Raw genomic sequence first — 19272 nt, 5'->3', positions numbered from 1 at the left:
ATCAATCACCCAAGCCTAAAGAAACCCTGAATAAGATGGTTAATAATTGAAAGTAATTCCCGAACGAAGGGCCTCTGCCAGAGAGGCTTCAGGCCAGCTGCCTTCGCCACCTCTTTCGCGGATTTCAGTCAACTGAAGTCGCGCCAGATCAAAACGTCCAGCTTCCACATGCGCCTGCCCAAGGTAGGAGCGAGCCAACAGGTTGTTTGGGTTTTGTTCCAATGCTTTGGCATAAAACACCATTCCAGTATCCACGTTGCCCAGCTTGCGGTGGGTGAACCCCCAATAGGTCAAAGCCTGATCCGTGGTTGGGTCTTCGAGCGCACTCAATAAAGCCTGCGCTTCTGCATTGTGGCCCGCATATGCCAAAGATCTCAATTCCTCAATGCGATCCTCATCCGTCAAAGAGCTGTCTTGTTGCGGCACACATTTGCCTTTGCTCTCGCTAAATACATTGCCTTTGGTGCAAGTCACGGTTTTGGGTTTCGGCTCGGAGGAGCCACTGCCAGCCGCCCAAAGAGGGCTGGCCAGGGTTGTTACCAAGGCAATCGAAATTAACCCGCGCATAAAAGTCATGAAGAACTCCACCAAAAGAACACTCTTTGGAGGCAGGGTATCACGGGCAGGCCGAATGCAAAAATCACGGAGCCGTCAGTGGAGATAACAAAAAAAGGCGCGCCGGATCGGCACGCCTTCTTTTACTTTCAATACGCCAGGTTAGTCTTTGAAGACGCGTGCAAAAATCGTATCGACGTGTTTGGTGTGATAATCCATGTTGAACTTCTCGTTGATGCCATCGACACCCAATGCGGCAACCACATCTTCGTCCGCCAGAAGTTGTTCTTGGAAATCAACGCGCTCTTCCCAGACCTTCAGCGCGTTGCGTTGCACCATGGAATAGGCATCTTCGCGAGACACGCCAGCTTGGGTTAGAGACAACAGCACACGCTGCGACATCACCAGGCCTGGGAACTTGTTCATGTTGTCGAGCATGTTCTCTGGGAAGATCAGCATTTTCTCGACTACACCCGCCAGACGGTTCAGTGCGAAGTCGAGTGTCACTGTTGCGTCTGGGCCAATGCCTCGTTCCACCGAAGAATGCGAAATATCACGCTCGTGCCACAGGGCGACGTTTTCCATCGCGGGGATCACGGTCATGCGCACCAGACGGGCCAGACCAGTCAAGTTCTCTGTCAGCACTGGGTTCTTCTTGTGCGGCATCGCTGAAGAGCCCTTTTGACCCATGGAGAAGAATTCCGCGCCTTCCAGCACCTCGGTGCGCTGCATGTGGCGGATTTCGATGGCCACGTTTTCAATCGAAGAGGCAATCACACCCAACACGGCAAAGAACATCGCGTGACGGTCACGTGGGATCACTTGGGTGGAGATTGGCTCTGGCGTCAGGCCAAGCTGCTCACATACATGCTCTTCAACAGCCGGATCAATGTTGGCAAAAGTGCCAACCGCGCCGGAGATGGCACCGGTGGCGATCTCTTCACGGGCTTGCTGCAAACGCGTTTTGTTGCGGTCCATCTCAGCGTAGAAGCGCGCAAACGTCAGGCCCATGGTGGTGGGTTCGGCGTGAATACCGTGCGAGCGTCCGACGCGCAGTGTGTCTTTGTGCTCCAAAGCGCGTGTTTTTAGCGCTGCCAGTACGCGATCCAAGCCTGCCAATAGGATGTCAGAGGCGCGTACCAGTTGCACGTTAAAGCACGTGTCGAGCACGTCAGAACTTGTCATGCCTTGGTGCACAAAACGCGCCTCTTCAGAGCCAACATGTTCGGCCAAGTGGGTCAAGAACGCGATCACGTCGTGCTTGGTCACAGCTTCGATCTCGTCGATGCGCGCCACATCAAACTCAACGTCTTTGGCTTTCCAGACGGCGTCTGCGTTTTCTTGCGGGATCACACCCAGCTTGGCTTGTGCGTCACAGGCATGCGCCTCGATCTCGTACCAGATTTTGAATTTGGTTTCAGGCGACCAAACGGCAACCATATCGGGGCGGGCATAGCGCGGGATCATAATCTCAGCCTTGCGTTGTTAGCTAATGGGGTCGCGGCCCGTTTAGACGGTGCGGCCAAAAACAGCAAGGATTTCACGCTGCAATGCGGCGATTTCCCTCAGAAATCCCTATACAACCGTTTAGATTGAGTGTCCTATGGTCGGGATATTTTGCTGGAGGCATTTATGCAAAAGACATTGAGGCTTGTCGGCCTACTCCTAAGTGCTGTGCTTTGTGCTGCGTCCTCGTTGGCGCTGGCGGGCACTCAAGTTGCCTATAGTGATCAAACTCGTAACGTGTTTCAGGTTGATGTGCCTGATTTTTGGAACCTGCGAGTGGGTGGTCCAAGGGATTTGGCTCCCTCAAACGATGACGATATTCGCGCAGTGGAACGCGTGTTTGGATTGGAGCCGGAGAGTGATCACGGTGTCTGGGTAGGGCTGATTTCTCCGCAAAAATTCCGAACTTTGGAAGATGCTAAGGAATACGCGCGTGGATTGAGCGGTCAACTGGCGAAAACCACCGAGATCCTGACTGCGGAAGACCGGCGAGTCGGCAATTATCCTGCCACAGTGATCACCGGAACAGGACGTCGAGATGGCAAGCCTGTATCCTTTAACGTGACTCTGCTCGATATCCAGAATGGTCGGGTTGTGGTGGCACTGACCATCATGTCTCAGGGCTTTGACCAAAGCGCGCTGACTGATGTGAATGCCATTCTTCAATCCATCAAAGCACGCTAGGGAGGCCGGAAAATGACTTCTTTTAAGAGACCATTAAGATTTCTTGCCGTTTTGGCGGCTGGGACACTTTTGCTGAGCGCTTGTGAAAACACTGGCAGCGGCTCGTCCGGCGCCTATTACGACTCTATGATGTGGAACGATTACTACTACCGGCCTTATCCGCCCCGTCCCGATCGCCCTCCACGTCCAGAACATCCAATTGAACGTCCACCAGAGCGCCCGGTACATCCAATCGCGCCTCGGCCACCTGTGTCGCGTCCGACACCCGCGCCACGGCCAACACCTCGACCGGCGCCACGTCCATCGCCACGGCGCTAATTTTGAGTATTCCGTGAGGGGATTACGCCAGCAGGGTGACCACCTCACTGGATTGCTCCAATGTCCGATGCACCGGGCATCGATCGGAAATCTCTAACAATCGGGCGCGCTGTTCTTGTGTCAGGGCGCCTTCCAGGTGGATCACACGACGGAACTGATCCACCTTTTGGCCAGCTGGCGCTACGGCGTCAGCCGCGTGGATTTTGTCGTGACTCACGTCGACCCAAACATGATCCAGAGGCCAATTTTTGCGCCGTGAGTACATGCGAATGGTCATAGAGGTACAGGCGCCCAACCCAGCTGAGAGAAACCCATACGGTGTCATGCCCCGATTGCTACCGCCGTATGCCAAGGGCTCATCTGCCAACGCGTGATGCAGCGGCCCTGCGTTCACGTCCTGTAAAAAGCCTTCGGAATTGGCTTCCGACACACGCACAATACCTTCCGGCGCTCCAGGTGGCGGGGCAGGTGGGGTCAGTTCCAAATACCGGCCCACCCAAGAGGCGATCACTTCAGCTGCGTAATTCGCGTCTTGGGGATTGGTGATCAAGTGATCGGCGTCATCTAAGGTAACAAAGCTTTTGGGGTGTTTGGCGGCTTCAAAAATCTGTGCGGCGTTGGTGATGCTTACGGTGTTGTCGCGGGGGGCGTGCAACACCAAAAGCGCTTGTTTCAAGTTGGCAATGCACGCGCGCAGGTTTTGATCCGAAATGTCCTCCAGAAAGGCTTTTTTGATTTCGAAGGGCCTCCCACCAAGTGAAACCATTGCCTGGCCATTCTTGATGATAGCGTTCCGGTGGTCGTCAAACTGATGTACAACATGCGCCGGATCAGACGGTGCGCCCAATGTTACCACCGCCCTTGAGGATGCAATTTGAGTGGCCGCGCGTAGAACAGCAGCGCCGCCCAAACTATGTCCGATCATCAATGACGGCGCCATCTCGCGAGTTTCCAGATAGTTTGCCGCAGCAATCAGGTCGGCGACATTGCTAGAAAAGTGCGTGTTGGCAAACTCACCTCCTGAATGGCCAAGACCTGTGAAATCAAACCTCAACACAGCAATCCCCATATTTGCCAGCCGCGCTGCAATTCGCCGTGCCGCAGGAATGTCTTTGGAACAAGTAAAGCAATGCGCAAAAATGGCCGTCGCGAGATGAGGACCTTCGGGCATGTCCAGCCGCGCGGCCAAAGTGTCTCCGGCGTGACCGGCAAATGTGATGCGTTCTGTAGGCATGGGGCGCTCCCTTTAATTGCCTGTCCAATGTGAGCGTGATTGCCGCAAAGACAAACCGCTTGAAACCTGGGATCACGGCATGGTGAGCAAATGCGAGCGGGCCAAGCCCAGACTACGCAGCGACACAAAAAAAGTTGATGCGGAACTTGCATCGCTACGCTAGCAGTTTGGAATGACCGAGGTTTTGCAATCTTCCATTCCCTACGATGCGCTGAAGAAGCACCCTTTGCCCGGAATCGCGCCGCTGACAGTTGCCGATTGGTTGATTGTCGATGAAGCGTATCGTGGGCAAATGTCTATGCGTTTCAGTTTGTTGAGTGGCAAGCCTGATTTGGTTTTGGCTTGCGACCCAGGCGCGTTGCTTGCTGCTCAGGAAGTCCTTCAGCTTGTGTTGGATCACCTGAGAAAACGAACTGACTTTCGGATAAACAACGATGAGGTAATGTGCCCAGACGGTCGGAACGTGACAGTGGATTGGGCGCAGCCATTGTTAACGGCAGGACAAATCATTCAGGAAGATATCTGCCTGTTGCAGAAAGTAGGCGATGAACATGTGTTGACCGGCGCAGTGCTGTGTTTTCCTGCGAGCTGGACGTTGGCGGAGAAGTTCATGCGCCCTCTGACAGGCATTCACGTGCCAGTTTCGGAGTACGATGCAAATATTGCCAAGCGCGTTCAGCGGTTGTTTGATGGGGTCCGTGTCGGGCAACCGCTCTGGCGCAAGAACGCCTTGTGGTACGACACCCCAGAGCTCTTTACCCCGCGGGTGGAAGCGGCACCTCGGGAACCTGTGCCTGCCAAAAGTGGCCCATATCTACGGTCTGAAAGGCAATGTATTCTTCGGTTGCCCAATACAGATGCGGTGGTGTTCTCCATCCACACTTTCATGGTGCGCCGTGAAGATATCCTTGATGCGCCTGCCGAGGTATAAATCAGCAGGCGCTTTTACGTGGTTTAGGATTTTGCGCGCTGGAGCATGCCAAACAGATCGCGGGGATCATCCGGATCAGCCAACATATCCAGATCTTCATGGAATGGGGTTTCCACCACTTTTTCGCGGATGTAGCGCAGTGCAGAGAAATCCTCGATGGCAAAGCCTACGCTGTCAAAAAGTGTGATCTGACGTGCGTCCTGCCGACCTTGTTTTTGGCCGGTGATCACTTGCCACATTTCCGTGACGGCAAAGTCGGGATCCATCTGTTGGATTTCGCCTTCGATGCGCGTCTGTTCCGGGAACTCCACAAATACGTCAGAGCGTTCTAGAATTCCTTTTGCCAGCTCGGTCTTTCCGGGGCAGTCGCCGCCGATCGCGTTGATGTGCACACCCGCTCCCACCATATTGTCGCTCAAAATGGTGGCGTTTTGCTTGTCTGCCGTACAGGTTGTCAGGATCTGTGCGCCCTCAATTGCCTCCTCCGGGCTTTTACAAATCACCACGTCGATGCCGGTGTCGGCGAGGTTGGCGGCACATTTGGCAGTGGCCGCAGGGTCTTTGTCAAACAACCGAACGGATTTCAGCCCCAGGATGGCTTTCATCGCCAATGTTTGGAATTCTGATTGTGCGCCGTTACCGATCATCGCCATCGTGTCTGCGCCTTTGGGTGCCAGGTATTTGGCCACCATTGCAGATGTTGCCGCAGTGCGCAGGGCAGTCAAGATTGTCATCTCGGTGAGCAATACCGGATAGCCGGTGTAAACATCTGCCAAAAGGCCAAAAGCGGTTACGGTTTGTAGACCCTCCGCGGTGTTTTTGGGATGTCCGTTAACATATTTGAAGCCGTAGGCTTCTCCGTCGGATGTTGGCATCAGCTCAATCACCCCAACGTCGGAGTGGCTTGCCACACGTGGGGTTTTGTCAAACAGCTCCCAGCGGCGAAAGTCCTCTTCCACATAAGTGGTCAGATCTTTGAGCATTTGCTCGACACCGACGTGATGCACAAGCCGCATCATATTGTCGACCGAAACAAAAGGAACTATAGCTTTTTCAGAGGGTTGTGTCATTTAATTGATCCTCGACTTGCGGCGGGTCAGGTGCACGCCTGCCAGCATGCAGCGTACCGAGCCGCCTGCTGTCTCAATGGTTGGTATTGAAAGTGGCACAAGTTTTGCCGTCTTTTCGATGATTGTGATTTGATCCGGTTGAAGTGCGTCGATGGCAGTCTTTGACAAAGCCAGCACCCGCGTGGTCCCGGTCAATTCGATGGCATTGCCCGCAAACGCCTCGATTTGGGCCTCTGAGAGGTCAATCACTTCGCGACCTGACTGCACCAACCGATCCTGCACCATCGTGCGGCGGTTCGGATCAACAATCATGTCCAGACACACAAGGGCGTAGTGTGTACCAATCCCCATCAAGACATTTGTGTGATACACGCGATTGCCAAATCGATCTCGAGCCTCAAAGGCGATAGGCTCGTAGCCAAAATGGGTGCAGAACCGCTCTAGAATAACTGGATCAGCGCGATTGGATTCCACAGTGTAAGCGACGCGCTCAACGTGATCGAGCACCATGGCGCCGGTGCCTTCCAGTGCGAGCCCGTCTGCTTCCAGTCCCGAGAAATCGATGACATCTTGCACACGGTAGTCCCGTTTCAACATCTCGACTACATCTATGCGACGCTCAGACTGCCTGTTTTTGGCAAACATCGGATAGATTGCAACATGACCACCCGCATGGGTCGAAAACCAGTTGTTGGGGAAAACGCTATCTGGTGTTTGGTTACTTTCATCTTCAAAAACATGTACCTGCACGCCGGCAGCCCGCAATTGTTCCACGGCTGAATCAAATTCGTTGCGGGCCTGCACGGCCACATTTTCCCCCTCCGCGCCTGTTTGAAACGCGTTGTCTTCTCGAGTTTCAGGATTGGAACGGAAATTGTGAGGGCGGATCATCACAACCGCGTTCGGGGCTTGCACGGGGCTCATGAGAAACTCCGCGTAGGACGGTCAAATACGCGACGGCCAAGGGCGGAAGCCGCAAGATCAACCATTAGCTTGGCAGTACGTCCACGTTCGTCCAAGAATGGGTTGAGTTCGACCAAATCAAGCGACGTCATCAACGCGCTGTCGTGCAACATTTCCATCACCAGATGGGCCTCGCGCACAGTGGCCCCACCTGGAACCGTTGTGCCCACTGCGGGCGCAACCGAAGGGTCCAAAAAGTCGACATCCAACGATACGTGCAACATACCATTTTGAGCGGCAACGTGTTTCAGAAATGCCGCCAAGGGGCGGGCAATGCCGTTTTCGTCTATTTCGCGCATGTCATGTCGGCGAATTTTGGTGGGTTGCAGAGATTCCCGCTCCGCATTGTCTACTGAGCGTAGACCAATCATGCAGATGTTCTCTTCTGGCACTGGGTTTTGTACGGTTGGGAAGGCGTCGAAGCCATCACGGCCTGCAAAGTAGGCCACTGGTGTGCCATGCAGGTTGCCGCTGCCGGTGCTCTGCGGTGTGTGGAAATCCGTGTGTGCGTCCAACCACAGGACAAACTGTGGCCGTTCCAGCCTGGCTGCATGATTTGCAACCCCGGCAACGGTACCTGCTGACAGGCTGTGATCACCGCCTAGAAAGATGGGGAATCCGGTCTCTATGGCGGATTCTGCGGCTTCAGTGAGCGCCGCTGTCCAGGCAACAGTTTCATTGAGTGCGTGCAATCCGTCGTCTTTTAAGTCTGGCTCAAACGGGGCAGGGCGCAAGTTGCCAAGGTCCTGAACCGTGTGTCCCAAGTCTTTCAAGGTTTCACCCAATCGGGCGGTCCGGTAGGCATCTGGTCCCATCAAACATCCGCGACGGCGTTTGCCGCTGTCTACTGGAGCGCCCACCAACAGGCAGTTTTTCTGTGTCATGTTTTGTTCCATGTTCGGCGATTTACGCAAAATCCTTCCGAAATGGGTTGATTCACACCCCTCAATTTGCACATAACGGGAAGTGATTTCCCAAAATGGCGCTAGGAGCTGTGCAAAATGGACGATATTGATCGAAAGCTGATTTCAGCTCTGCGTCACGACGCACGTGCTTCGCTGTCGGACCTTGCCATTGATCTTGGTGTGTCTCGTACCACGGTTCGGGGGCGGATTGAACGCTTGCGTCAACGCGGGGACATTGTTGGTTTCACCGTTGTCCTTCAGGACGACGCCAAGAGCGATCCTGTGCGTGGGTTGATGATGCTTGGCATCGAAGGGCGTGGCACTGACCGGATTGTGCGACAGTTGACTGGGCTGACCGCAGTTCGGGCGATCCACAGCACCAATGGGCGCTGGGATCTGATTTTGGAGCTTGGCACGGATACACTGGATTATTTGGACGACGTACTGACCCAAATCCGCCGCTTGGACGGGATCGCCACCAGCGAAACCAACCTTTTGTTGTCAACGCGCAAGTCCGGGTAGGGGCCTGCGCGTTGTAAGTTGTTTCATGTCAGCTTTTTGATCGCGTAGATCCAAAACACGCCTGCGCCGAGGGACAACAGCGCATTGTAATTTGCCATCGAGAAACCAAACAATTCCCAAGGAATTTCGTCACAGCGTACAAGCGGGGCTTGCATGATCTGATTGAACAGATCGTCGGCGCTCATGTTGGACACATCGGAGCTGGTACAGGTGGATGGACCATCCCACCATTTGCGTTCGACACCGGTGTGGTACAATCCAACGATGCCGGAGCCCGCAGCGCCCGCAGCGGCCAAATAGGCAAACAGTGCGGTGCCGGTAAGAATGGCCAGTATGCCTGCACCGGACGCGACCCAGTGTGGGTAACGTTGGTAGTAGCAAAGCTTGCACGGTGGCATTTCGCCAATGAATTCAAAGCCCCATGCGCCAAGGATCATAGAAACAGAAAACCCAGTCAGCAGAATAAACGCGAGTCGTTGTGTGAGTGTCATAGGTATTTCACCGCCAAAAATCCGCCAAACAGCAGAATGAGGAACAGGGCTGAGACGAGGCCCAACCGCTGCTCAATGAAGTCGCGCACAGGTTCGCCAAATTTGCGCAAAAGGGCAGCAACCAAGAAGAACCGGATGCCGCGGGCCAATACAGATGTCGCCATAAAAGTTGCCAACGGCATGTGTGTGAAGCCGGACATGATGGTGATGACCTTGTATGGGAAGGGGGTGACCCCGGCTCCCAGTACAGCCCAGAAGCCAAAGTCGTTGAAACGGGTGGAAAACTCCGCCACCGCGTCCGTTTTGCCGAGGGACTGCAGTATAGGCTCACCAACTTGCTCAAAGGCAAAATAGCCTATGGCGTAGCCAAACAGGCCACCAATCACCGAAGCTATCAGCGCAACGAGTGCGATGAGCCAAGCCCGACTTGGCCGCGCAAGAATCATCGGAATCATCAGCACGTCTGGCGGGATCGGAAAGAACGAACTTTCAGCAAAGCTGACAATCGCCAACGCCCACAATGCGCGCGGATGGTCGGCAAGGCGCATGGTCCAGGAATAGAGGCGTTGCAGCATAAATGTCTCTTTGGCCTTAGAAATCGTCCTGTCTTGCCTAGGCGTTTGCTTCTGAAGTGCAAGCAAATAAATTGTGATCTCCTCCCGGATAGCTTTTTTTCACAGAGGCAAAAACAATTCGTTTTGTGTCTGGACCTTCCTCAAAACCTTGGCTAAATCAGGGTCGTGGCCCAAGTGGCGGAATGGTAGACGCAGGGGATTCAAAATCCCCCGCCTTCACGGGCGTGAGAGTTCGAGTCTCTCCTTGGGCACCACATACCTCCGTAAAAATGATTAGATCGGCGTAAAGTCGCGCAATACCAACGGCTTCCGTGTTGAAGTTGTTGCGACGGATCAGCCGTAACTGCCAGTATTGCGTAACCATTTACGCTTTTCTTACGCAATCGGTTACGCATCATGGCTACGTTCAGAAAGCTCAAATCGGGGTATCGGGCAGAGGTATCTCGCAAGGGCAAACGAAAATCGAAAGTCTGGCCTACCTTACAGCAGGCCAAAGATTGGGCGGCTCGCACTGAGTATGAGATTCTGCACAGCGATAAAGTCGCGGCCAAAACCCAGTTGGGTGACGTTCTTGACCGCTACGCCAGGGAAGTGAGCCCCGCCAAAAAGGGGCATCGTTGGGAGGTCGTGAGGCTGGAGAAGATCCAACGAGATAAAATCGCTGGTATCAGTTTGGGTGAACTCTCCGCTGGGGATTTGGCTGACTATCGGGATCGTCGGCTTCGCGAGGTGACAGGAGCGTCTGTTCGGCGGGAAATGGTTCTGCTGTCCTCTGTGTTCAATGTGACGCGAAAAGAATGGGGCCTTATGTCCGAAAACCCACTTCAGGATGTTCGCAAGCCGCCCCAATCAGCAGCCAGAGACAGGCTGCCTTCAGCTGAAGAAATTGAGCGCATGCAGTACGTCGCGGGCAGCGATTTGACCAAAGCAACGGCGAGAGCGTTTCACGCCTTTCTGTTTGCTGGCGAGACGGCCATGCGGGCAGGGGAAATCGTTGGATTGACCTGGAAGCGCGTTGATCTGGACCGCAGGGTCGCCACACTGCCTGTAACCAAGAATGGTACGTCCAGAGAGGTGCCGCTGTCCTCCGTGGCGATCAAGCTATTGCAGGATTTGCAGGAGCAGGATCCTGTCTTTGGGCTTACGTCGCGCCAGTTGGATGTTCTATTCCGCAAATCACGCGACACCGCGGGGGTGCACGATCTAACTTTTCATGACTCTCGACACTACGCGATCACGCACCTGGCCAAAAAGCTGGATGTCATGGATCTGGCACGAATGGTTGGGCATCGAAACCTTTCCCAGCTGCTCACGTACTACAATGAAAGTGCAGAAAGCCTAGCGCGACGTCTTGGATAAGGGGAGGGGATCGCGCAAAGCATGTTAGTTCTGCGCGACACCCATTGGTTCGAGACAGGTTCCCAGAAATCAGGAAACTTCTCTTTGCCGGCTTTTTACGACGTTGTGGCTTGTGATTTTGTGCCGTACCTCAAGAACCAGGTGAGATCCGGAAAAGTGCTGAAGTTTCTCGTCAATAATTTGAGTGTTGTTTTCGTCCAAGTTTGCATCCCACTCATCAAGGATTACAACATCAGGGCCTTCTCCTAGAATTGTTTGCAAACTAGCTAGGAAAAGGTTGCCGGTTGATTGGTTTCCACCGTTTTCAGGGGTAAAATTTGTTGTGGGCTCCACAAGAATAGCCTTGTTGCTGGCTAGGTACACTCGCTTCACAAACGTCGATTTTCCGCTGCCGTTCTCACCGGTCACAAGAAAACGACCCTGTGTTATTGCTCCTTTGCTGACCCGATCCAGAAATTCTTTTGGATCAACAAGGCTTCCCCTGCCAACATCAGTGACACTTAGCCCATCCAGGGAAGCGAACGCCGAAAAGTCCACATCCTGCGAATCCGTCAAAAAGTGTGACAAGTTGCGGCGTTTTTGCCGGATTTCAAAGAATTTGGTTCCTATGACTGTAAGGGTGTGAGCATTCCCGAGTAGTTGCAAAGTCCTAGGTAAGACGGCAACCGCAGCACCTATTTCCACAGCCGACCAGCTTTGAAATGCACTGATATAGACCAGTAGAGATCCCACAGAGAGAAGAATTGGTGCGGCAGCGATGGACTGCTCCCAAATTTTGTATTTTACTCGTGTATCGAAGAACCCCTGAAGTTTTTGAAATTGTATATTCTGAAGCTTTTCGCCCATGGGCGGTGACATCATGAAGTGAGAATTCCAGAAAGTCTCTAAATACTGATTGCTCTCAAGCTTTTTCTCTTGAAGTTGGGTTCCCAGACCTGAAACCGTTTTTCTAATGACGGAAATCAACAAAGCTGAAGCAATAAGCTGAACAAGAACTATGATCGAGACCTCAATGCTAAAAACTGCCGAAAAAACCAGTAGTGTTAGGCAGACATTGAGAACTGAGTTGATGCTCATTAGAAAAAAGCTGACAAATTCGTCGATCGTGGGCGCAACCTCACCTGCCATCCAGCTATGATACTTTGATCTCATCTGTCTCACGTTGGATAGCTGCCTAGCTTTGAGAAGCAAATGTGTAGAGCTGTAGTACCTTGCTAGAATTACGTTTTTTGATTTTTCAGCACAAACTTCAGAAAAAGAGTTGAGGCCAAAGCCAACGAGCGCGGTTACGAAAAATAGAACCACATAGTCGATTGCCAAGTTGGAGTCACCGGTCGCAACGCTTGTTCCGGCACGGGCAATGAAAAATGTCGAAAACGCCAGCGCGATTTGTTGAAGAAAAATTAGAACAACGGCGAGCGTTAGCATGTGACTTCTATAGTGCAAAGTAAGCTCCTAAAGAGACAGATGTGATTGCTATGGTTAGGAGCACAGCTCCACCTCTTATAATCAAGAAGCGCCTTAACGCACGGCGGGCTTGCCGAGCCTCTTGTACCTTGTCTCGAACAATTTTTGACGGGTGATCGGAAAATTTCTGGATGTATTCCTTTAAAAATCCGATTTTGCTCACAGAGTGATGCCTGTCTTGAGTGAGGAACAGTATGTCCATTGGAACAAGGTCGCGAAGAACAAGTGTCGGAGTTGGCGTTCTTAATGGGAAGTAATCTTCGCTATGCAGGCTCGGAGCGGTACTGTTTGGGTAAAGCGCCCCAATCATAATTTCTCTTTTTATACAGTAAGCTTTCAAACTCAGCTGAAGCTTGACCAAGGTTCTCTCTGAGAAACTGGCTGGAAATAGTATTACCATGCTTGACTGAGTTTCTTGGAAATCTGATTTGAAGTCCAGATACTCCTGTATTCTTTGTTTGACCTGATTTTTTAGTTCTGTTCCGTCGGTCGCTTCTACAAAAGAAAAGACTACACCTTCAATTATAAGGCTGGACTTTACGAATGGACAGACATGTCCTTTTCGGTACGGATGCTGATCCACCAAGAATTCATTGACGTACGCGCTGGTCAGCATATGTGCTTGAAGTATTTGTCGCGGTAGGTCGGGCGGAGGTGGAGAATTTGTTGGCCAATACATTGTTCAATTCCTCGAACAAGTGGCTGCACAAGGTGCAGCCACTTTTATTTACCAGTTCCAGCCGCCTGAGCAGGTGTGGGTACATCCTCGTTTGGCGCCAAGAAGTGCTGCCAGTAGCGACGGATTTTTCGCGGTAGTGGTCTCACGTTTGGTCGTAAAATGTGCAGATGTTGCGTTCATTGTAGTCTCCAGTTTTTCGTTTAAGTTGATCGAATCTACTGTGCGCACGTATAGATTGTGTGGAGAATATTTTGGGGAGTCAATTCGATTAACAGGAGTTCGGCCATATATTATTTGGTTGAATAACGAAAAATGGCTTTAACATGTTGATTTAAGATCAATTCCCCTAATCAACTTTGTAGTATTTGCTGATCAGATTGCCCGGTGTGCGGTAGGTCTTGAACCCCATCACATCGTAATACGAGAGAGACACCGGATCGTCCGCGGCGATAGTGGCATCGAGCATTGGTAGAGAAGCGATCGAAGCTGCCTTGCAGGTTTCGTTGAACAGAATGCGCCCTATGTCTCTGTTCGCAGAGAGAGGACTGACATGTGTGCCAACAATACCCCAGCCAGGTTTGACACCCCATGGGTTGTCAAATTCGGCTCTTTGGAGTGACTGGAAGCCTAGTAACTTCCCCTTTTCTTCAGCGAGATAGCACAGGGCTTTGTTGGCGTTCTGGAGGTAGTAGTAGAGAATTAAAGCAGCGGTATCCGAGCGTTTGTGTTTCCCAGAAGCAGTCAGTTGTTTCTGGATTTTTCTCAAACTCTCTGTGTCGCTTTCTTTGGCGAGTCTGATGATCATTAGTTTGCTCTCGTTTAGTCACTTGCTCCGCCGCTATGAAACGGATTGCTGGAAGGGGTAGAGACGATGTCTTCTACTCGATTGGAGCGGCGAGGAAGGAGCAGGAAGAAGTGACATCAGTTGTCCCTTCCCAAAAATGATGCCGGATTGGCCGCTCAATCAGTTCGAAATGGGTAGAGTGCGCCCTTTTTGACGCTGTTCAAATGACACCGGTTGGAAGCCCTTGGTTGCTTTTGACGTAGTTCCGGAAAAAATTGGAATAGTTCGTCTCTCTGAACGTTGCTAAGGCCCTGCAGTGAAGGATCATTCGGTTGGAAGCTTTCTATCCAGATGCCATCAATCAAGACCAGTTCGTGACGATCAAAATTGAAATGCGTCCAGCAGAAGCTGTTGCAATCCGCAATGCTAACGCCGGCAAAACTCGTCAGGTAACGAGCAGCAACCAGTAGTCCCGGCTTACGATGCCCAGGCTTAAGTAAGCGGTTCGTGAGCAGGACGCGTGTGCTCGACCCGACCAAGACATCTCGTTCAGGAAGCCCATGACCCATGGCACCTTGCCCAATCAAAACGGGAACGGACTTAGGAAAAAATTGCAGTTCGCGTTCGCAAATCTTTCGATGGCCAATCCAAGAGACTTCTTGGATCCCATGACCACGAGTTATCACTTGATCGCCTTTTTGGAGTTCGGTGACGGGTTTTTGCCCCGATGGCGTTGCAATCAATTTGCCAGGTGTGGCGCTTGGAACGGTTATTTGGCCAATAACAACTTGTTCCAGGGCAGAACGATTTTTGATGGACGACCATAGGAATCTAGCTCCCTGCAAGATGCTTCCGTCCGTTGGCGCAAACAAGTAGCGAGCGCCGTCTTTGCTGCATAAGACAAAGGAGATACCTTCGACCTCCTTATAGATTCCGCCCGCTTCCAAACCAATAACGTCACCTTCAAAGATCTGGGTGAGCTTCATACCAAGAAGAAGGCGATCGTTGTCATCCTGTGAGATGGCCGCAACGGTTCCATCGTTCTCAGAGACAGAAACTTGCATTTTGATTGGCACAAGGAAATCGCCAGGCGGAATACCCTTGCGAGGATCCAAGCAGTAAAACTGGACGGTGTAACTCGTTTGCATTTCAACCTCATTTTGCTGCTTGATCGTCAAGCGCGTCCCAAACGGCTGTCTTTAGTCCTGGAGCCGCATTTTGAATTTCTGTTCGCCGAATTGCGGCCTCCGCGCCAAAGAAATCCCCTTCGACGCTCCCGAGTGGATCGTGGAATTCTGGGCAGCCCAAACCTGCATGTGCTTGCGCTCAAAGAAGCGAAGTTCCTTGGGTAAGAAGCAGGTCCGTCTCAAATTTGTTCAATGAGCGATAATTCGACGAATATTTGCTTAGGCTTGGATCGGCTGCGAGATCTGGAAAGAGTTCTAGGACTTCGGTTCGCTGGTGGTCGTCCATACAGCCGAGAGATTGAAGGCATGGCTGAAGGCTCTCGCTCCATAGTCCATTCGAGAGTACAAGTTCGTGCCTTTCAAACATCAAGTAGATGTATGTAACTTGGTCACATGCCGCTCTCCGGACACCTTTCAGTTGGGTAAGATGCCGAGCTTCCACCAAGACTTCAGGTTCTTCAAAAAGCAACGGAGCATCCGCGCAGGAGAAGAGTATCCTATGCTGTGGCGAAACCCACGTGTCGCGATCTGGTAAGTAGTTTGCCAAAGAGCTTTCTTCGATCAGAATTGGATAAAGATGCGGGTTAAGCTCCAGGTCTTCGGCTGTCAGGTTTTTTCGACCGATCCAGCAAATGTCGATTGTGCCATTGTCTCTAGTGATGACGCTGTCGCCGACTTCCAGGTCTTCAATTGGAAGTTCTCCAATGGGCGTGAGTATTTGAGTGCCCGAAGTGAAACACGACGACAGGTTTTCATCTTCACCAAGGGAAGAGTTCAGCACATTTAGGTCCAAGCAGCTACCGGAGTTCGCCAACTGGCCTTCCTTGACCTTATTTGGACCCCGCTCACCCAAGACATGCGCCACCCCTTTGTCAGTACTTGAAGCCTTTTGCATGGTCTGACGTGTTGAAGCGGATTTTTGAGAGTCGTTTGGATCGCTTAAGTGACCAATGGACGCGAGATATCTGTCAAAACGTTCAATTATCGGGTTCTGTTTGCGTGACATTTTCGTATTTTCACCAGCTGTACGTGCTCCCGTTTCGTTGCTGAAAGAGGAGCTTGGTATTTTTGCATCGCCAATTGTGGCGTTCGTAGTTCAGCCTGATTTGAGTACGAGTGTCTTTGCGCGCGCCAGTACTCTGCCGTTAGCTCGGGGTACTTAACGCTTGGCAAAAGCGTTTTGTCTCACGGGCCTTGCCGCAATCGTCAATGACGACCTGCCAACGGAGCGACGCTCGCCCAAAATGCAAATTTCAAATGAGAAAGTGTGAACCAACGCCTGATAGCGCAGTCGATGTCTCTTCGGGGTGCGAGAGTTGGCCTTGCACAACCTGGCTGACTTCTGGGCGCCGCGGACATCGAGCCCGAAAGTTGGGGTTATCTGCCAGACTGCGGGAGAAAGTCCCACATATGTCGGTCGTACGTACCGGTTCGTCGCATAGGAGTAACCCGCAACTCGCCAGATTGGCTTTACCCTGCGGCAACATCGTATCAGGTTGCAGTCTAGTTTGGTCGTTCCATCTTTTGGGCGGGCACGAGTGAGCGGGGCAGGCGAAGCTATGTTCGCTTCTAGTGCTCGCATTCTTAAGTGCCCGGTTGATAGCTGTGCGGAAGCCGAACTTTTGGCGAAACGTAGTACGACAAATATGACGTGCTTCGTTTGAACATCATAAAAGATGCCACTTTCTTTGAACCGGATAGTGGTTTGCAGGCAAGCCCATTGGACATCGGGTTATAGCAATGCAGGTGCTCAAACGAACCGTACCTAGCAAGGCCTCGCGCTATGAAGACACCTTTTTCCGACGAACAAAGAGCTGCGATAGCTGAGCATCTTGCGACCCTACGGAGCACTAAGGAGTTTGCAGAAGGATCCAGGAAATATCGGATCCTGGAATACTTAGTGACGGCTGAAACTGAAGGAAACGGTGACCGACTGAAGGCATACGCGATCGGTGTCGATGTTTTGGACCGCCGCGCAGATTTTGACCCGTCAGAGGACAGCATTGTTCGAGTTGAAATGGCGCGACTTCGAACCGCTCTCAGTATCTTTTATCATACCCACCAAACAGGTCTCAGGATCGAGATACCAAAGGGCACTTATCGCCCAGAGTTTAATGAAATTTGCACATTGGACGAAAGCGTGTCGAAGACTGAAGAAGGCGGCCGATGGCATCGGCTATGTTTGAGAGCCTATTTGGTTTGTTCTGCCGTTTTGATCGTTGGATCGTTCACTTTCTTGATGACTCATTTTCGATCTATGGACACTCAGCGAATAGTCCCGGATCGTCCGGTCGTGCGTGTTTCTGGTGAGTTCTCAACTGAGGATATGTCAGAGGTCCTTGAAACACTTTCCGGCTTTAAAAACATCCACACGATCCTCGAGAAGTATTCGAAGGACGAAGCTGACTACAGACTTGTGTTTTTGATGGGTGACAACGGCACAACTATTCAAGGAAAGGTTATTCACTCCCTGAGTGGCCAAGTGGTTTCGTCGTCTGTTTTCGGACCAGGCCACCATGACAACGAAGGCGATTTTGAGAAATGGCTTTCCAGTGTCGCTCAGCTGAATGGATTGATTGAAAAGGACTACATGCGAAGGGGTGAATTCAGCCCAGTCTTTCGTTGCCGCTACTTGACGGAGACCTATTTTGGAAACCAAACGGATGCCGCACATTCGGAGGCACGTGATTGTCTGTTAGATCAGATAGGCAAGGGCGAACGCAGCGCAACTCTCTTTGCAAATCTCGCTTTGATCTATCGTGAAGAATACAGCGACAAGCGCAATGTGATGCCAGGGGATCCTTTGTTTCGAGCGATGGAGGCAGCAAGAACCGCCATCGATATAGATCCATTTGACGCCAACAACCACTACGCTCTGATGACAGTGCTGTTCGCGATGGGAAGCGTCCCCGAGGCGGTAAATGCAGGCAACATTGCAGTGAAGCTCGCGCCACTTGACGGGAGTATCCTTGGCGGATTTGCCTCTCGTTTGGTTTCCGTTGGTCACTATGCGGATGCATTGGAGATGTTTGAGAGGTCAATGGAACTTAATCCAGGCCAGCTTAACTGGAGAAACTACGGAGTTTTCCTTGCACAAATTGGTGTTGGAAATCGGGCTGGGGCAGCAGAGATTAGCCCAACTCTAGAAGGGGCAAACAACCCCCTGTTGCTAGCGGCCACCGCCATTGGATTGAATATTGTGGGCCGCAGAGAAGAGGCTCAGGCAAGGTATGAGCAGCTTCTGGAGCAGGAGCCTGACGTTAGAGAGATGTATGAGCGGCGGAAGTATGAAGCAGGCTTGGTGACGGCTCTAATGGCGGAAATCCAACGCCTGGAAGACACGCGGGTGAGCCATTGAAAATCGGTGTCACTTAAAGCGTCTATTCTGAGATTTCCAGTAATCGCGGACGGCTGTGATCAGGAGCAACAGTAGGGGCATAACGCCACCGATCAGCACAAATGAGATTAAGGCCTCCATGAGCTCTGTGCCAAGCGTAAGTTGGTGCACGGAATAGAAAGCGGCCAAAACGCCAAAAACAAAAAAGACGCACAATGCCATTGCGCCACCCCCCAGTATGTCTTGTCGAGTTTTCTCCGGTCCAGTTGGCACCAAATACAGTCGGTGAAGACCGGGACTGTGTATCGATCATGGCCTGCCGGGTTTCACCCAGTTCATTGGCGAGAGTGGTGGCGGTTCCGCCCTTGTTCCGAGTTATGAGAACCGCTTCGGTTGAGTTGAGCAACCGAGCTCATTCCAATCGGCCATGATCGACAATTGAACACTCTCACCTGGCAGATGGTTATGGCAGTACGTACAGAGCACGGACGCGATAATTGAAGGTGCCATCAACTGATGCGAACACGTTTGCTTTTGCCGCTTCCTTTGGCTTGAAACTCTCCCAAAGCGATTTTGCGGCGGATGGTGCTTTCGGAACATTCCAGATGGTTTGCTGCCGCGGTGACGGAAAGCCATTCAGGTTGCGGCGTGACCGTAGAGGTCGACAGCATGCGTTCCAGGCTATCCAAACGATCGTGCAGCCTT

Annotated in this window: 20 protein-coding genes and 1 tRNA gene; 6 read left to right on the top strand and 15 right to left on the bottom strand. The window is 52.0% G+C overall.

From position 1 onward, the window contains the following. Positions 1–39 precede the first annotated feature (39 nt). Together QOL67_RS20255 and purB are read right to left on the bottom strand one after the other, a co-directional pair. On the bottom strand, positions 40–576 hold the full coding sequence (locus QOL67_RS20255) for a tetratricopeptide repeat protein (RefSeq protein ID WP_283427812.1): 537 nt from the start codon (positions 574–576) through the stop codon (positions 40–42). A gap of 141 nt (positions 577–717) precedes the next feature. After that, positions 718–2022: an adenylosuccinate lyase gene (gene purB, locus QOL67_RS20250; RefSeq protein WP_283427811.1), complete on the bottom strand. Its 1305-nt coding sequence runs from the start codon at positions 2020–2022 to the stop codon at positions 718–720. A 165-nt stretch (positions 2023–2187) separates the two neighbouring features. Between purB and QOL67_RS20245 the strand changes: the two genes are divergently transcribed. Next, positions 2188–2745, top strand: a complete 558-nt coding sequence (locus QOL67_RS20245) for a hypothetical protein (RefSeq protein WP_283427810.1) — start codon at positions 2188–2190, stop codon at positions 2743–2745. A 124-nt stretch (positions 2746–2869) separates the two neighbouring features. Here QOL67_RS20245 and QOL67_RS20240 read toward each other — a convergent pair whose 3' ends face one another. Together QOL67_RS20240 and QOL67_RS20235 are read right to left on the bottom strand one after the other, a co-directional pair. Continuing rightward, a complete protein-coding gene (locus QOL67_RS20240) occupies positions 2870–3055 on the bottom strand; it encodes a hypothetical protein (RefSeq protein ID WP_283427809.1) in 186 nt (61 codons plus the stop codon). Positions 3056–3085: 30 nt separating this feature from the next. Next, entirely contained in the window at positions 3086–4297 is a 1212-nt protein-coding gene (locus QOL67_RS20235; protein ID WP_283427808.1) for a bifunctional alpha/beta hydrolase/OsmC family protein, read from the bottom strand. Positions 4298–4469: 172 nt separating this feature from the next. On the opposite strand from QOL67_RS20235, the gene QOL67_RS20230 reads away from it, so the two are divergent. Next, positions 4470–5228: a heme-dependent oxidative N-demethylase family protein gene (locus QOL67_RS20230; RefSeq protein WP_283427807.1), complete on the top strand. Its 759-nt coding sequence runs from the start codon at positions 4470–4472 to the stop codon at positions 5226–5228. Positions 5229–5251: 23 nt separating this feature from the next. Here QOL67_RS20230 and QOL67_RS20225 read toward each other — a convergent pair whose 3' ends face one another. Genes QOL67_RS20225 through rocF form a run of 3 tightly spaced genes read right to left on the bottom strand, consistent with a single transcriptional unit; the run spans position 5252 to position 8145 of the window. Further along, on the bottom strand, positions 5252–6298 hold the full coding sequence (locus tag QOL67_RS20225) for an ornithine cyclodeaminase (RefSeq protein WP_283427806.1): 1047 nt from the start codon (positions 6296–6298) through the stop codon (positions 5252–5254). Then, positions 6299–7222: a citrulline utilization hydrolase CtlX gene (gene ctlX / locus QOL67_RS20220; protein ID WP_283427805.1), complete on the bottom strand. Its 924-nt coding sequence runs from the start codon at positions 7220–7222 to the stop codon at positions 6299–6301. Continuing rightward, positions 7219–8145, bottom strand: coding sequence for an arginase (rocF, locus tag QOL67_RS20215; protein ID WP_283427804.1), 927 nt, complete (start codon positions 8143–8145; stop codon positions 7219–7221). The genes ctlX and rocF overlap by 4 nt, the downstream gene beginning before the upstream one ends. A gap of 117 nt (positions 8146–8262) precedes the next feature. Here rocF and QOL67_RS20210 point away from each other — a divergent pair, with 117 nt between their 5' ends. Further along, on the top strand, positions 8263–8688 hold the full coding sequence (locus QOL67_RS20210) for an Lrp/AsnC family transcriptional regulator (protein WP_283427803.1): 426 nt from the start codon (positions 8263–8265) through the stop codon (positions 8686–8688). Positions 8689–8711: 23 nt separating this feature from the next. Here QOL67_RS20210 and QOL67_RS20205 read toward each other — a convergent pair whose 3' ends face one another. Both QOL67_RS20205 and QOL67_RS20200 read right to left on the bottom strand, forming a co-directional pair. Then, positions 8712–9179, bottom strand: coding sequence for a disulfide bond formation protein B (locus QOL67_RS20205; protein ID WP_283427802.1), 468 nt, complete (start codon positions 9177–9179; stop codon positions 8712–8714). Continuing rightward, on the bottom strand, positions 9176–9754 hold the full coding sequence (locus QOL67_RS20200; RefSeq protein WP_283427801.1) for a YqaA family protein: 579 nt from the start codon (positions 9752–9754) through the stop codon (positions 9176–9178). Before QOL67_RS20200 ends, QOL67_RS20205 begins: the two co-directional genes overlap by 4 nt. Before the next feature lie 168 nt (positions 9755–9922). Here QOL67_RS20200 and QOL67_RS20195 point away from each other — a divergent pair. Both QOL67_RS20195 and QOL67_RS20190 read left to right on the top strand, forming a co-directional pair. After that, positions 9923–10008: transfer RNA gene (locus QOL67_RS20195), tRNA-Leu, on the top strand. 142 nt (positions 10009–10150) lie between these two features. Continuing rightward, the gene (locus QOL67_RS20190) at positions 10151–11113 is read left to right on the top strand and encodes a tyrosine-type recombinase/integrase (RefSeq protein WP_283427800.1); all 963 of its coding nucleotides are present in this window, start codon (positions 10151–10153) and stop codon (positions 11111–11113) included. Positions 11114–11182: 69 nt separating this feature from the next. Here QOL67_RS20190 and QOL67_RS20185 read toward each other — a convergent pair whose 3' ends face one another. From QOL67_RS20185 to QOL67_RS20165, 5 genes are all read right to left on the bottom strand, one after another. Continuing rightward, positions 11183–12541, bottom strand: a complete 1359-nt coding sequence (locus QOL67_RS20185) for an ATP-binding cassette domain-containing protein (protein WP_283427799.1) — start codon at positions 12539–12541, stop codon at positions 11183–11185. Positions 12542–12548: 7 nt separating this feature from the next. Then, the gene (locus QOL67_RS20180) at positions 12549–13259 is read right to left on the bottom strand and encodes a DUF6875 domain-containing protein (RefSeq protein ID WP_283427798.1); all 711 of its coding nucleotides are present in this window, start codon (positions 13257–13259) and stop codon (positions 12549–12551) included. Positions 13260–13605: 346 nt separating this feature from the next. After that, entirely contained in the window at positions 13606–14064 is a 459-nt protein-coding gene (locus QOL67_RS20175; RefSeq protein ID WP_283427797.1) for a GNAT family N-acetyltransferase, read from the bottom strand. Positions 14065–14219: 155 nt separating this feature from the next. After that, positions 14220–15221: a Hint domain-containing protein gene (locus tag QOL67_RS20170; RefSeq protein ID WP_283427796.1), complete on the bottom strand. Its 1002-nt coding sequence runs from the start codon at positions 15219–15221 to the stop codon at positions 14220–14222. 148 nt (positions 15222–15369) lie between these two features. After that, a complete protein-coding gene (locus QOL67_RS20165; RefSeq protein WP_283427795.1) occupies positions 15370–16236 on the bottom strand; it encodes a Hint domain-containing protein in 867 nt (288 codons plus the stop codon). A 777-nt stretch (positions 16237–17013) separates the two neighbouring features. Between QOL67_RS20165 and QOL67_RS20160 the strand changes: the two genes are divergently transcribed. Further along, a complete protein-coding gene (locus QOL67_RS20160) occupies positions 17014–18588 on the top strand; it encodes a tetratricopeptide repeat protein (RefSeq protein WP_283427794.1) in 1575 nt (524 codons plus the stop codon). Positions 18589–19076: 488 nt separating this feature from the next. On the opposite strand, the gene QOL67_RS20155 is transcribed toward QOL67_RS20160, so the two are convergent. Continuing rightward, positions 19077–19272 (bottom strand): MerR family transcriptional regulator (locus QOL67_RS20155; protein ID WP_283427793.1); only part of this gene is annotated, 196 nt, incomplete at its 5' end.

This window comes from Shimia sagamensis (assembly GCF_900182745.1).
In the GTDB taxonomy this organism is placed as follows: Bacteria; Pseudomonadota; Alphaproteobacteria; order Rhodobacterales; family Rhodobacteraceae; genus Shimia; species Shimia sagamensis.
This window is presented reverse-complemented; position numbering and strand designations above follow the sequence as displayed.